Origin of the sequence: Mycobacterium sp. ENV421, assembly GCF_002887815.1 — a bacterium.
In the GTDB taxonomy this organism is placed as follows: Bacteria; Actinomycetota; Actinomycetes; order Mycobacteriales; family Mycobacteriaceae; genus Mycobacterium.
Window position 1 is genome coordinate 23,460 of sequence record NZ_PDHO01000007.1, and the last position, 13,626, is coordinate 37,085.

At 65.8% G+C, this 13,626-nt stretch carries 13 protein-coding genes; 1 reads left to right on the plus strand and 12 read right to left on the minus strand.

Features of this window, described 5'->3' with window-relative positions; genetic code table 11:
• Positions 1–58: 58 nt before the first annotated feature.
• Together CRM90_RS10930 and CRM90_RS10935 are read right to left on the minus strand one after the other, a co-directional pair.
• The gene (locus tag CRM90_RS10930) at positions 59–916 is read right to left on the minus strand and encodes a DUF559 domain-containing protein (RefSeq protein WP_102807011.1); all 858 of its coding nucleotides are present in this window, start codon (positions 914–916) and stop codon (positions 59–61) included.
• 131 nt (positions 917–1,047) lie between these two features.
• On the minus strand, positions 1,048–2,262 hold the full coding sequence (locus CRM90_RS10935) for a TetR/AcrR family transcriptional regulator (protein ID WP_233209274.1): 1,215 nt from the start codon (positions 2,260–2,262) through the stop codon (positions 1,048–1,050).
• A gap of 135 nt (positions 2,263–2,397) precedes the next feature.
• Between CRM90_RS10935 and CRM90_RS10940 the strand changes: the two genes are divergently transcribed.
• Positions 2,398–3,276: an oxygenase MpaB family protein gene (locus CRM90_RS10940; protein ID WP_102807013.1), complete on the plus strand. Its 879-nt coding sequence runs from the start codon at positions 2,398–2,400 to the stop codon at positions 3,274–3,276.
• A gap of 5 nt (positions 3,277–3,281) precedes the next feature.
• Here the strand turns inward: CRM90_RS10940 and CRM90_RS10945 are convergent, their stop codons facing one another.
• Genes CRM90_RS10945 through CRM90_RS10990 form a run of 10 tightly spaced genes read right to left on the minus strand, consistent with a single transcriptional unit; the run spans position 3,282 to position 13,347 of the window.
• Positions 3,282–4,061 carry a mannan-binding lectin gene (locus tag CRM90_RS10945; RefSeq protein ID WP_102807014.1) on the minus strand — a complete coding sequence of 260 codons (780 nt, stop codon included), beginning with the start codon at positions 4,059–4,061 and terminating at the stop codon, positions 3,282–3,284.
• Positions 4,062–4,066: 5 nt separating this feature from the next.
• On the minus strand, positions 4,067–4,642 hold the full coding sequence (locus CRM90_RS10950; protein WP_199189869.1) for an Rv1363c family protein: 576 nt from the start codon (positions 4,640–4,642) through the stop codon (positions 4,067–4,069).
• A 4-nt stretch (positions 4,643–4,646) separates the two neighbouring features.
• On the minus strand, positions 4,647–5,897 hold the full coding sequence (locus tag CRM90_RS10955; protein ID WP_102807016.1) for an MlaD family protein: 1,251 nt from the start codon (positions 5,895–5,897) through the stop codon (positions 4,647–4,649).
• On the minus strand, positions 5,894–7,108 hold the full coding sequence (locus CRM90_RS10960) for an MlaD family protein (protein ID WP_102807017.1): 1,215 nt from the start codon (positions 7,106–7,108) through the stop codon (positions 5,894–5,896). The genes CRM90_RS10955 and CRM90_RS10960 overlap by 4 nt, the downstream gene beginning before the upstream one ends.
• Positions 7,105–8,220 (minus strand): MCE family protein, encoded by a 1,116-nt coding sequence (locus CRM90_RS10965; RefSeq protein WP_233209275.1) that lies wholly within the window; start codon positions 8,218–8,220, stop codon positions 7,105–7,107. Before CRM90_RS10965 ends, CRM90_RS10960 begins: the two co-directional genes overlap by 4 nt.
• Positions 8,217–9,236, minus strand: a complete 1,020-nt coding sequence (locus tag CRM90_RS10970) for an MCE family protein (RefSeq protein ID WP_102807018.1) — start codon at positions 9,234–9,236, stop codon at positions 8,217–8,219. Before CRM90_RS10970 ends, CRM90_RS10965 begins: the two co-directional genes overlap by 4 nt.
• Positions 9,229–10,284, minus strand: coding sequence for an MCE family protein (locus tag CRM90_RS10975; protein WP_102807019.1), 1,056 nt, complete (start codon positions 10,282–10,284; stop codon positions 9,229–9,231). The genes CRM90_RS10970 and CRM90_RS10975 overlap by 8 nt, the downstream gene beginning before the upstream one ends.
• Positions 10,281–11,654: an MlaD family protein gene (locus CRM90_RS10980; RefSeq protein WP_102807020.1), complete on the minus strand. Its 1,374-nt coding sequence runs from the start codon at positions 11,652–11,654 to the stop codon at positions 10,281–10,283. The genes CRM90_RS10975 and CRM90_RS10980 overlap by 4 nt, the downstream gene beginning before the upstream one ends.
• Positions 11,655–12,509: an ABC transporter permease gene (locus tag CRM90_RS10985; RefSeq protein WP_102807021.1), complete on the minus strand. Its 855-nt coding sequence runs from the start codon at positions 12,507–12,509 to the stop codon at positions 11,655–11,657.
• A gap of 1 nt (position 12,510) precedes the next feature.
• On the minus strand, positions 12,511–13,347 hold the full coding sequence (locus tag CRM90_RS10990) for an MlaE family ABC transporter permease (RefSeq protein ID WP_102807022.1): 837 nt from the start codon (positions 13,345–13,347) through the stop codon (positions 12,511–12,513).
• Positions 13,348–13,626 lie beyond the last annotated feature (279 nt).

Sequence of the window (13,626 nt, forward strand, 5' to 3'; positions counted from 1 at the left end):
GTGCGGGTTGTCGTTGACGGATCGGCCTTGGGTTCAGGGGTACCTCACACGCTCGGCGTCAGAGGGGGCAGCCGGCAGCACGCAACTTCGCCGTGACTCGCTGGATGATCACCTCAGGCCGCCGCAGCATGTCGGCGCTGACCCGAACCACTGCCCAGCCCATCGCCTCCAGGATGGCGATGCGATCGATATCCCAGGACCGCTGCCTGCCGTCGGCCCAGTGCTGTACGCCGTCGTATTCGACTGCGACCCTCCATCTCCGCCAACCCATGTCGACGCGGATCACGACATCGCCGTAGTCGTCGAAGAACTCGATCTGGGTCTCCGGCGCGGGCAGGCCTGCGCCGATCAAGAGTAAACGGAGCTGTGTCTCGCGTGGTGATTCGGCACCGCCGTCGGCCAGCTTCATTGCAGCCCTTAGTCGACGGACCCCGCGTACGCCGGGACTCGCATCGGCGATGGCCAAGACAGAGTTGGGTTTGAGACGAGTGGCATTTATCAACGCGTCGAGCAGTGGGACGGCTTGGTCCGGGCGGAGACTGCGTCCAATATCGAACGCGGCGCGAGCCGCCGTGGTGACTCGCATACCCCGCCTCGTGCACACCTGGTCATCCGCGAGCGCGTACGACCGCGCCACAATGCCCGGCGGTCCATGGCGATCGGCGCGAATGATCTCCGCTGGCGCGGAACCGTCCAGCCACTTGGTGCCATGAACCGCAGCCGCCGATATTCCGGCCAGAACAACGTCGGGGCCGGCGAACAACCACGCTGCCCGCGCTCGTCGTGTTGCCGTCAACGACACCGTTTTGTCCAGGTAGACGTTGCGGTACACAGCCCGATAGCGGGTGCGCAGCTGGTAGTCGGTGACCAGTCCGCTCGCCAACGCCGTCGTCCCGAGGAACGGCTCGTCCTGCACGCCCCCACCTTGCGCGACACGCCTCGCGCATGAATTCGTCCATCCACAGGTGCATCGAGAGTGTGGGGTGTCGTCGACGATGTGGCGAGAAATCGACGACGGCCCACACGCTCGGCGCGGGAACCGCCCAGCTAGCGACGCCTCGCCGGCCTGCCCAGCAGCGTGACCTCCATCAGCCGCCGGATCGTCGCCACCGACTCGGGTCCGGAGTCGCGGGCGAACAGCCGTCGGAAGTCCACCGTCAACGCGAACGCCGCGCCCACCGCGTAGCGCGCGGCACCGATCTTCATCTCCGGCCGCGCCGCCGTCACCAGCCGCGCCCAGGCGTCCGTCGTCGACGACTCGATGGTCTCCAACACCCGAAGGTCGCCCGGCGGAACATTGTGCCGCTCTGTGTAATAGACGTACGGCAGGTCCGGCCACTCCATCACCCGGCCGAGGTATTCGTCGACCACGTCGTCGAGCGCCTCCTCCGGATCGGAGTTGCGCGATAGTGCATCCGCGGTATCACTGGAATGCCGGTCGGCTGCCCGCCGATACGCCAGCGCCAGGATGTCGGCTTTACCCGGGAACGACCGGTACAGTCCCGACGCTTGAATGCCGACCGCCGACGCGATGTCCTCCATGCTCGTGTTGCGGTACCCGTTCTCGTAGAACAACCGCACCGACTCGAACAGCACATGCTCGTACATCCCGGCCGCCGGGCCGACGCTGATCGGCTCGGGCCGAGGCGGGGTACGCCGGCGACTCGCCGGCAGCTCGGCAGCCAGCACATCGGCCGCCATCATCGTCAATACCGACCGAATCTCCCCTGCCGCAAGCTGATTCGAATGATCGGTGATACTGCCGATCACAGAAAGCGCGGCCGACGACAACGTCCACCGCTGCGACCGCGTCAACTTCGGCCGCAGCGACACCAAAGGACGCTGCAGCCGGTGGTTCACCACGCGCAGCTGCTCGGCCAGCAGCACCCGGTCTTCGTCGCGCAGATACCTTGCCTCCCAGCGGTAAAGCGCGCCCGCCGTCCGGTTGGCGATCGTCGCGTCGACCAATGCCGACGTCACCATCTTCAGCGTCTCCGCCGGGTCGCCATCGCCGCGGTCGTCGGCGAACGCTGAGGCGTCGACGAGTAACTGCCCCAGCCCCAGCACGGCGTCACGGAACAGGTCGTACTTGCTGGGGGAGTGGCGATACAGCGCGGCCGGCGTGATGCCGACCCGTGCGGCGATGTCCTCCATGCTGACGGCGTGGTAGCCCTGCGATCCGAATGCGTCGGCCGAAGCGCGCGCTATCTGCGCCTTGCGATCCTTGGGGCGCCGTCGAACAGCCGGTTCGCCATCTGACACGGACTCCACGCTAGTCGCTCCTCGGTCGCGTCACCGGAAATTGATGCATCAGTGAGAACGAGTATTCACTTATTCTTGTCTGCGGTCTGCGCAATGTGAGAGGCTTCATAAAGCTAGACAAGGGGAGATGTCTACATGTCAACGTCATCGCTGACCACCGCCGTGACACGCATCGGGATTCACAAACGCACCGCTCGCTGGAGCGACGAACCTGTCACCGCCGCCAACGCCATGGACTTCTGGTCGTTCGCCGCGGGTGCGGCCAACGTCGTCATGCAGCTGTCGCTGCCCGGTGTCGGCTACGGCGTGGTCGAGTCCAAGGTCGACTCCGGGAATCTGCTGATCCACCCGTGGAAGCGGGCCCGCACCACCTTCACCTACATTGCCGTGGCGATCATCGGCACCGACGACGACAAGCTGCTGTACCGCGAGGCCGTCAACTCCGCGCACCGCCACGTCCAATCCACCGACCAAAGCCCGGTGCGCTACAACGCCTTTGACCGCGACCTGCAGATGTGGGTCGCCGCCTGCCTCTTCGTCGGGCTCGAAGACACCTACCAACTGCTGCGCGGCGAGATGACCCCCGACCAAGCCGAGGGGTTCTACCGCTCCGCCTGGCCGCTGGGCACCACCCTGCAGGTCAGCGAAGACCAGTGGCCGCCCACCCGCGCCGCCTTCGACGACTACTGGAACACCGCCTGCCAGCGGGTCCAGTTCGACGAAACCGTCCGCGCCTACCTGTACGACCTGATCGACCTCAAGATGATCAACCCGTTGCTGCGCTTGCCCTTTCGCGGCCTGCTCAAGTTTCTCACCGCCGGCTTCCTGGCCCCGGTATTCCGTGAGGCACTCGGACTCAACTGGAGCGCTCGCAAGCAACAGCGCTTCGAGCTGCTCTTCCGCTTCGTCGCGCTGATGAACCGCTTCCTGCCGTCGTTCATCCGTCAGCCCGGGCCGCACCTGCTGCTGGCCGACCTGCGCTGGCGCGCCCGCCACGGCGGGCGGCTGGTCTAACGCGGTCACGTTCCGCCGAACTCTGGCCGTAGCACCGAACTCAACGCCGACAGCGGGATGTGCGCCTGTACGGCGCCGCCATCCATCGACCACTGCATGATGCCCGGGGTGTAGTTGATCGGCGAGTCATGGGCCACCGGATAGTCCGGCATGTACAGGATCAGTTCGTTGCCGGACAGCGCCCACGCCTGGTAACCGCCGGAATACACCTTGTCCGGTGCCCACCGATCCACCACGAACGGATAGCTGCCAGCCTCATGGGGTGGCGCCGCCTGATCCAACGCATCCTGAATGAAGGGCGCGCCCAGGGATGCGATCGCCCCGAGGTCCACGCCGGGCTTCAGCACGTCAGCGAGCCCGACCCGCACGCCGCGGGCCATATCCCACGTGAACGTGCGAAAGGCGTTGTTGGGCTTGGGGCCGTCGGCGTGATAGTCCTCGTGGAACACCACACTGAGTACATCGCCCCGCTGCAGGATCTGAAAGTTCTCCTCACCGAAGCTGTCCGCCACCATGTGCACGCCCACCGTGCGCCAGTTGGTGACCAACTGGGTCAGGTAGTCCCGAATCGTCGGGCCGGTGACGGGGTTGTCGACGAGATCGCCGGGCACCGCCACCTTGATATCGCGGACCGCCTTGCGTTCCGACGACACCGAGGTGTGGCAGTACGCGCCGTCCCAGTCCGCCCCGAGGCTCGAGCAGAAGTCCGGTGCCGAGGCGCCGGCCACCGGTGCGACGGCTAGCGCCGCCACGACCGATAGCACAGAAACCACACGAATGCGCATGCTATTCAGGGCAGTTGGACTTTGCTGGCCCGCCACATGCCGTCGACCTTCTCCAGCGTCATCTTGACCCGGCTGCGATCGACTCGCGGATCCGGTGCGGCCTTGTTGGCCACCGTCTGGTCGACGAACATCAGCACCACGACCTGGTCGGGGGTGGCCGACTGCACGGCCGAATCGATCACCACGCCGTGCGCGCTGGCCTTGTTGTCCAGCAACAGTTGCCGCAGCTGCGCACTGGATTGCGAGTACATGTCCTTGAATTCACCAGTGGCACCGTTGAGCACCTCGGCGAAATTCTGGTCGACGTTGTTGGAGTCGATGCTCGTGAGCACCTGCGCGTAGCGCACGGCCGCCGCCTGGCCCTCCCGCGCCGCCACCTCGACGCGGTGCTGCTGCCACGCCTGCCAGCCCAGGAAACCCGAACCACCCAGCAACCCAACGATCAATGCGCCCAATAGCACTCGCCGGATGAGTGGCCACCGGCGCCGCTGGGTCGGCTCCTCGACAACTACGGCCTCAGCCTCGACGTCGGTTTCCACTTCGGTGTCAGGTTCGGCTTCACTCGTCACAGTCATCGCAATCTCCTCAACTCGGCGGTTCGATCGGCAGCACCGGGCCGCCGTACGGGGTCGGAATGGTGTAGCGGCCTTTGGGTGTTGGGTCGGTGGTCGCGCCCAGGTCGGCGCCCGGCGGCGGACCGGCGGTGTCGTCGCCGGCCGGCCGTGGAGCGTTCTTGGCGCCGCGGATCAGCACCGCAGGATCGTCGTCGCGGCAGTAGGTGTACAGGTAGGGCTCGGGGTAATCGGCCGACGATGCGGGCCGCCGTGGCGTGCCGTAGTCGCATGCGTACCGCGGGTAGATGTCGGCGGTCGCCCACAGGCCGTGGTCGTGCATCACGGTGGCCCACGCATCGAGCAGCGACCCGCGGTAGTCCGGGAACAGCGCATTGAGGGCCGGCACCCGCACATACAACAGCTGCGATGCGGTGGCCATGCTGGTCAGCAATCCGACCATGGTGTCGGAGTTGTCGGTGAACAGATTGTCGGTGGCCGACAGGGTTTGGGGCGTCTGATCGACGAGCCGGCGGTAACCGTCGAGCATCTTGGTCACCCCGGTGAACGTGCGGTCGAGGTTGCCGGTGGCCACCTTGATCCCCGCGTTCTTGTCGGCCGCGGTCGTCAGCACAATCCGGCTGGTCCGCAGAATGCTCGTGGTCTGCGGCAGAACCGAATCCAGCGTCGACAGCAGGAACGTGCCGCCGTCGATGATGTCGGCCAGCTTCTGCGGGCCCTGATCGGTCAGGCTCAGCTCTCGTTTGATCAACTCGAGCTTGGCTGGGTCGACCTGCTTCAGCATCCCGTCGGCGTGGGCGAGGACGTCAGCCAAGCTGACCGGCACCGAGGTCTGGTCCTGCGCGACAACGCTGCCGTCGTGCAGGTACGGACCGGCGTCGGAGTTCGGCACGAATTCGATGTACTGCTCACCGGCCGGCGACAGGCCCGACACCTTCACCGGGCTGGCCGACGGGATCCGGACATCCGAGCGCACACTGGCGACCGCGGCGACTCCGTCGGGCGTGATCGCCAGCGATTGCACCCGCCCGATCGGCACCCCGCGCAGCGTGACGTCCTGATTGGGCAGTAGCCCACCGGATTCCGGCAGCTTGATGGTCACCCGGTACGCCGAGTCGAACGGCGTCACCCGCAGCGCACCCACCAACACGTACGCCGCGGCGAGCGCCAGCGTCAGGACCAGACCCGCCGTCGACAACCACAACCGGTGCCGGTACCCGAACCCGACCGTGCGCACGACACGATCGGCAGCCCACTCGATCATGGCGGCGGCTCCGAGGTGGGCGGCCCCGGCGGCGGGCCAGGTGGCGCGACGATCACGCCGCCGGGATCGGTGGGGCTCGGCAGCACGGGCACCTGCGGAACGCCGGGGCCGGACCCGACGACGCGCTGCTGCAATCGCCACAGCGTGTACTTGAACGTGCCCACCATCTGCGCCCAGTCGTAGCGCTTGGGCCCGTGGAATCCGGGGTCGCCGAGGAAGCCGGCATCCGGCATCGACCCGAGAACCAGTCGGTCGATGCTGGCCCGCACCGAAAACGAATTGCTGGCGGTCGCTTTGATGATCGGCGGCATCAGCCGGTTCAGGGCGGCCAGATTCGCGTCGGGAGCCAACACGAGGTCATTCCAGGACCGCGCGATGGTGTTGGCATCGCCGATCACACTGCGCCCGCTGGCGTCGGTGCCCGCGATCGACGGGAACTTCTGCAACTGCTTACTGGTGTCACCGGCTTGCTGGACGACGTCGGCCACGGTGTCGGCATTGGCGGCCAGTGTGTCGGTCGCCGGACCCGCCGCGACCATCACCTCGCTCAGCGCCTGATTCTTGGCGTCGAGTTCCCTGGCCAATTGCGAGGTTTCGGTCAACGCGTCCGAGATCTGGTCGGAGCGCGCCGTCAATTTGGACAGCGTGCCGTTGGTCTTGGCGATGATGTCCCCGAAGGCCTGACCCTGATCGCCGGTCGCCTTGCCCAAACCGTTGATGACGTTGGTCAAGTTGCGCACCGCACCGCCGTTCACCATCACCGCGGCCGAACTGAGCACCGACTCCACGGTCGCCGCCGCCGTCGTGGAATCCAGGCCGATGGTGTCGCCGTCCTTCAACAACGGCGTGGTTGCGGAGGCGTCTGCCGGTGGCTTCAGCGCAATGAACACATCACCCAGCGGGGTGGCCGAACGCAACTCGGCCGTGCTGCCCTGAGGGAGGCGCACCCCGTCCATGATCCGAATCGTCGTGACCGCGGTGTAATTGCGCGCCACCATGGTTTCCATCTGCCCGACGTCGGCGCCGGCGAGTTTCACCTTGGCCTCGGCGGGCAGGTTCAGCGCGTTGGAGAAGACTGCGGTCAGCCGGTACCCACCACTGCCGACGGTCGGTGCGGGCAGCGGCAGGCTGGACAACCCGTTCGACGAGCACGCCGTGGCTCCGAACGCAGATACCAGAACCGCGGCAGTGGTCTGCTTCCAGCGCTTCATTTCTGCCCCATCGCGGCCATACCGTCGAGAACATAGGTCAGCCCGAAGTCAGGGCCGAAGTCCTGCAATGTGCCGGTGCTACAGCCCAGTTGGCGCAGACCCATCAGGTTGCAGATCTCCTTCGTGTACTGGCTGTCGAACAACACCCGATCTGTGAGCACCCGGGCCCGCGCAGCACCGTTGTTCTGGTCGACGACGTTGTACATGTTGTCCAACGTCAGCGGTGCGACGTCGAGGAACTCGGCGAGGTCGCGCTGCCGTTCGACGAGCGTGTTCGCGGTGGTATTGCCATTGTTGACAACAGCTTTGATGTTGTCGCGGTTCTTCTCCAGGAAGTCGCCGACCTGCGCCAGCAGGGTGTTCATGGTCTTGCCGGTGGTGCCGCTGCCGAAGTCCTCGTCGTTGACGATCTGACTCAGCTGACGCACGGTCGAGCCGAAGTCGCGCAGCGTCGCGTCGTTGTCGGCGGCGGCCTGCAACAGCGAGCTCAGGTTGCGCACGATCGTGGTCAGCTGGTCTCGGGTCTGTGCGCCCCCGTCCGCGGACAGCCGCAACGCATTGGACAGCTGGCCCAGTGCATCCTTGATCTTCTGGCCGTTTCCGTCGGCGATCGCCGCTCCCGAGTTGACGACATCGCCCACCGGTCCATTGCCGTTGCCGTCGCCCTTCAGCGAGGTGGAGATCTTGTCCAGCACACCGAGCACCCGGGCGAACTCGACGGGTGTCTTGGTCCGGGGCAGCCCGATGGTGTCGCGGTCCTTGAGCACCGGCCCGCCGCGATACGGCGGGGTGAGCTCGATCTGCCGGTCGGTCAGGATCGATGTCGAGATCGTCACCGCTTGCGCATCCGCGGGGACCTGCACGCCGCGGTCGACGGTGAACTGGACCTCGACGTAGCCGCTCTTGGGGGTGATCGCCGTGACCTTGCCGACCGGCATGCCCAGCACCGCGACCGTGTTGTCGACATAAAGCCCAGCGGCACTGTCGAATTGGGCCGTCAGTGTGATGTGGTCGGTTGTCGACTTGAAATACACCCACGCGACGGTGACCGCCGACGCCACGGCGACCGCGATGACCGTCAGAAGAGCCAGCAGTCTGGCCCGCGCACTCACTTGCAGTCCTTGTAGTACTGGATCATGCCGAACTGCTTGGCCCGCCCGCTGATGGCGCACATCCAGGAGTCGACGGCGATACCGTTGGGTGTGTTGAAGTCAACGGCGTTGCCGGTGCCGCTTGCGTTGGCGAAGCCGCGCAGCGCCACCGGCCCGGCCTGCAGCGTGCTGCGCAGCAGATCGTCATGTTGGGCTAGCAGGTCGGACAGCCGGCGCAGATTCGTGATGGTTTGATCCAACTCGCCACGGTTGGCCACCACCGTGGTGCTCATCGTGTTCACCAGGTTGGTCAGCGCCGCGATCATCGCGTGGAAAGTCGCGCTGCGATCCACGAACCGGCCGATCAGCTCCTGCCCCTGATTGATCATCGCAGCGATGTTGGCGTGCTGGCGCTCCAGTGTGCTGCTGACCATGTCCGTGCTTTTCAGCAAGGCACCCAACTGGTCTCGCCGGTCAGCGATGACCGTCGACAAGGTGTGGATGTTCTGCATGGCCTGCGGCACCACGGCGGGCAGGCCCTGCATCTGGGCGCCCAGGATCCCCAGCGACTTCGCGAACGCATCGGTGTCGACCTGCTCGTAGGTGGTCGTCACGTCGGCCAGGGCGGCCTGCAGATCGTAGGGCACCTCGGTGTGCGACAGGTCGAAGGTGTTGTCGGGCACCGTCCCGCCGTCGACGGGTTCCAGCGCCAGATAGCGCGAACCCAGGATGGTGGCGACCTTGATGACCGCCTTCGAGTTCTTGCCCAGCGCGATATCGTCGCGAACCTCGAGGCCGGCTTCGACGTGATCACCGGCCAGCTTCATGCTGGTGACCTTGCCGACCTGGATGCCGCCGATGGTGATCGGGTTGCCCGCTTGCAGGGCGGCGGCCTGAAGGAACTTCGCGGTGTAATGCCGGTGACCGACATTGGCGGCGTTGGCAATCAGCATCGCCCCGACGATCACGCTGATCACCGCCACGGCGATCAGGCCCAGCCACGTCTTGTTGTAGGTCTCCAGCGGGCGCCTAGCCATTGGCCATGTTCCTGCATCGCGGGGTGTACATCGCCTGGTTCCCAGGTGTCGCGGCGTTGACGATGATCGGCGTGATGTCGTTCAAGCCGGGAAAGAAGCCGGTGCCGTTGAGGTCGCAGGCGTACGCGTTGGCGAAAGCACCTTCGTTGGTGATCCGGGCCAGCCCTTTGAGCATCAGCGGCAGGTTGTCGCCGGTGAACGCCAGCTGCGGCTCGATGTCGACCAGGTGTCCGGTGAAACCGGGCTGGCGAGTGATCATGTCGTTCAGCGACGGGTTGACCGTGTTGGAGATCGCCGAGAGCTGGCGGATCACCCGCGCCATCGCTCCCGTCGAATCCACCAACTCGGGGCGGCGAGCATTGAAGTCCGACACGACCTTGCTGGTCTGGGAGAGCACCTGATCGAGGCTGGTGTTCTGCTTGGCCAGGCTCGCCATCACGGTGTTCAACTGAGTGATCACATCGCCCAGCGTCTGATCGCGGCCGGCGAAGGTGTCGGTCAGCGTGGAGGTTTGGCTGACCAGGTTCACGATCGAGGAGTTGTCGCCCTGCAGCGACTGGATGACGCCCTTGGTCAGATTGTCGGCGTCGCGGGGGTTCAGCACACTGAACAGTGGCTCGTAGCCGTTGAGCAGCGTGCCGACGTCGAAGGACGGGTCGGTGCGTTCGACCGGGATCGTGGCGTGCGGTGCGAGCGGGCCCGGGCTGCCGATCTTTCCGAGCGACAGACCGAGGTAGCGCTGCCCGACGATGTTCTGATACGTCACCGAGGCGACGGTGTTGCCGAACAGGTGCTGCTCGTTCTGCACGACGAACGACACCTTGGCCAATGTGCCCGCCAATTCGATCTTTTCGACCCGGCCGACGCGTACGCCCGCCATCCGGACGTCATCGCCTTCACGCAGTCCGTACACATCGGTGAACATCGCGGCGTACGGGGTGGTGGGACCGGCCACGTCGCGGCGCAGCGTGACATACACCAGCCAGGTCAGCGTCACCGCCACCACCATGAACAGTGACAGCCCGATCAGCGGGGCGCGGAACTTCATCGGGACCCTCCGGCTTCGGCGGGCAGCGGCGGCGCAGCCGGGGCCGCCGGCGGTGGCGGAGCGTCATCGGGATTGGCGGCCAGCGGCACCGGCGGAAAGGGCGGGGCCCACCACGGCGTCGGGGGATTCGGGTCGGCCAGGTTCGGATTCGGATTCACCAGCGGGGGGCCGACCGCGACGAGATTGCCATCCGGACCGACGACGGTGCCCGGCGTCGGGGCCAGATCCTTGGGCGGCTGGTAATTCTGCGGCAGCAGCATCTCGGGCAGGTCCGGCCGCACCACGATCTTCGGTGCCGTATAGCAGCTCGGTCCCAGTAGCTGGCCATAGCGGGGGCAGTCGGCGCGGGTGTAGTCATAGCTGGGCGTCAGCGACAGGTTGATCCGCATGTTGCCGGTGTCCAGTTCGGGCATCCATACCTCGTCGAAAAACTTGCGGGACAGCGCATTCAGCTTGGTGAACGCCGGCACGAACTTGCCCGCATTCATCGCCAGGCTGCCCACCACCGGGGTGAGGTCGTGGCTGATACCGGTCAGCTGGTCGATGTGATTGTCGAGCGCGGTATGCGTGGTGCCCAGAGTGTGCGCGCCGCCGGTCATCAAAGCGGTCAGCGCTGAACGCTTTTCGGCCAGCACCTGCATGGGCCGGACCGCCTGGTGCAGCGCATCGACCAGATCGGGGGCGGTGACGGCCAGCCCACGGGTGGCATCGATCAGTGCCGAGACCGTCGACGGCCCATCATCGGTGCTGACCACCGAATTCAGCTGATCCAGTAGCCGATTCAGCTGGGCGCCTCCCGCGAGCAGCTTGCCGCGCCGGTTCTCGGTGGCGGCGTTGACCGCGGCCAGGATGCCGACACTGCGATCCTCGCGTCCGCGTCCCGTGGCGGCCAGCACGTCGCGCAACTTGCTGATGGTGGTCTGGAAGAGCACGGTCGGCAACTGGGTGTCCTCGGGAATATGCTCGCCGGCGCGGATTGCCGGCCCGGCCCCCTCGGCCACGAGTTGTACCGATGACACCGCGAACACGTTGGACGGGACCACCCGCGCGGTCACCGTCGCCGGGATGGAGCCGGCGTATTCGGGGTGCAAGTCGATGTGGACGTAGTTGGGATGGCCGTTGGCGGCGGGGATCACGCTGTCGACCGAGCCGACCAGGACACCGTGATATTTCACATCCGACTTCTGCGGCAGCCCGTCGCCGACGTTGAGCAGGTCGGCGACCACCCGGACGTAGTTGTCCAGCTTGCCGTTCGACTTGAGCAGCAGCAGCGTCGTCACGAGGGCGGCGACCACCACGACAGCCAGCCCGCAGACCAGCAGCTGACGGTCGGTGGGGCCGCGCCCGTCGGTGTCAAAGGAATTCGCCATCTAACCGCCGAACCTCGCGCCGGCGTCGACGCTCCACAGCGCCATCGTCATCAGCATGTTCACCACGATCGTCACCGTGATGGCGGCGCGCATCGCGTGCCCGGCGGCGATGCCGACGCCCTCAGGTCCGCCACTGGCGTAAAAGCCGTAGTAGCACTGGATGGTCGAGGCGATCCAGACGAACACGACCGCCTTCAGCAGTGAGTAGAGGATGTCCGTGCCGGACAGCATCAGCGTGAAGTAATGCAGGTACGCGCCGTTGGATCCGCCGCTGATCACCTCGACCACGATCTGGGTGGTCAGGTAGCTCACCGCCAAACACAAGACGTAGAGCGGGATCACGGCCACGACGGACGCCATCAGCCGCGTGGTGACGAGGTAGGGGATGGGACGGATCGCCAGCGAGTCCAGCGCGTCGATCTCCTCGGCGATCCGCATGGATCCCAGCTGCGCGGTGAACCGGCAGCCACCCTGTGTCGCGAAGGCCAGCGACGCGGCGATCGGCGCCAATTCGCGGGTGTTCACCAGCGACGAGATGATCCCGGTCGCGGGGCCCAGCCCGAGTAGATTCAAGAAGTTGTAGCCTTCGATTCCGACGATCGCGCCGACGGTGACCCCCAACACCAACGCGACGCCTGCTGTACCGCCACCGACGACCAATGACCCGTTGCCCCAGGCGATATCGGATAGCAGCCGGGCGAACTCGGTGCGGTAGTGGCGCAACACGATCGGTACCGCCGCGACCGCGCGGATGAAGAACACCAGCATGTGGCCCAACCGCACGACCGGCGAGGTGAGCGTCCGGACGAACCGGGCCCACGGGACCCGGAACGGGCTGTAGGTCGATGCGGTCACGTCACAGCCCCACTCGCGGGAACAGCATGTTGTACAGCTGGCTGATCGCGACGTTGACGATCATCAGGATCAGAATCGATTCGACGACAGCGGCATTCACCGAGTTGGCCACCCCGGTGGGGCCGCCTTTCGTGGACAGCCCCTTCTGACTGGACACGATCGCGACGATAGCGCCGAACACCACAGCCTTGAGTAACGCCAGCACCATGTCGCCGGGGGTGGTGAACGAGGCGAAGGTGGCCACGAAGCTGCCGGGCGCACCGTTCTGGAAGTAGACGTTGAACAGATAGCTCGCCAGGAACCCGACGAAGCACACCACCCCGGTGAGGGCGACGCCGATCATGATCGCGGCGGCGAACCGCGGGACGACGAGACGGCGGATCACCGAGACACCCATGACCTCCATGGCGTCGATCTCTTCCCGCATCGTCCGCGAACCGAGGTCGGCGGTGATGGCCGAGCCGACCGCAGCGGCCATCAGGATCGCCGCGACCAGCGACGCGGCCTGCCGGATCACGGCCAGGCCGCTGGCCGCGCCCGCCAGTGAGGTGGCACCCACCTGGCCTGCGAGTAGGGCGAACTGGATGGACAGCGTCACCCCGACCGGCAGCGCCACCAGCACGGTCGGCACCACGGCGGTGCCCGCCATGAAAGCGCCTTGGCGGACGAACTCCTGCAACGGGAACCGACCGGTGACCAGGTCGAGGAACAAGTATTGAAGGGTTCTCACCCCGAGGACGAACTGATCACCGACGGTAGTCAGCGACGCGAGCGGATGTCGCTTCACATAGCCGACGGTCCACCCGCCGACGACATCCACCGCCTTGGGGTTGGCCACCGGGTCCGAGGATGGCAATTCCCCGGCCGTCGTCACGATTGTGCCCGCATCATCGCCAGTCCCAAATCTGCTTGACCGTAAGCTATTTGACGGCCGCGATCGAATCCGCGAGCGATGGTCCCACACAATAAGCCATCACCGCGCGAAGTTCGAAGTCCGCGACGTCAACCTCCCCAACCTGTCGTCACGGTAGGACCCAGCCGGTCCTGGCGTCAAGAAATTGGAGAATATTCATTAACATAATCCCACCTATGGCGCCCCTAAGTGAACGTCAGGTCG

Coding starts and splice junctions, on each gene's coding strand:
- CRM90_RS10940 (WP_102807013.1), top strand. CDS start 2,398: ATGTCAACGTCATCGCTGACCACCGCCGTGACACGCATCGGGATTCAC.
- CRM90_RS10945 (WP_102807014.1), bottom strand. CDS start 4,061: ATGCGCATTCGTGTGGTTTCTGTGCTATCGGTCGTGGCGGCGCTAGCC.
- CRM90_RS10955 (WP_102807016.1), bottom strand. CDS start 5,897: ATGATCGAGTGGGCTGCCGATCGTGTCGTGCGCACGGTCGGGTTCGGG.
- CRM90_RS10960 (WP_102807017.1), bottom strand. CDS start 7,108: ATGAAGCGCTGGAAGCAGACCACTGCCGCGGTTCTGGTATCTGCGTTC.
- CRM90_RS10970 (WP_102807018.1), bottom strand. CDS start 9,236: ATGGCTAGGCGCCCGCTGGAGACCTACAACAAGACGTGGCTGGGCCTG.
- CRM90_RS10975 (WP_102807019.1), bottom strand. CDS start 10,284: ATGAAGTTCCGCGCCCCGCTGATCGGGCTGTCACTGTTCATGGTGGTG.
- CRM90_RS10980 (WP_102807020.1), bottom strand. CDS start 11,654: ATGGCGAATTCCTTTGACACCGACGGGCGCGGCCCCACCGACCGTCAG.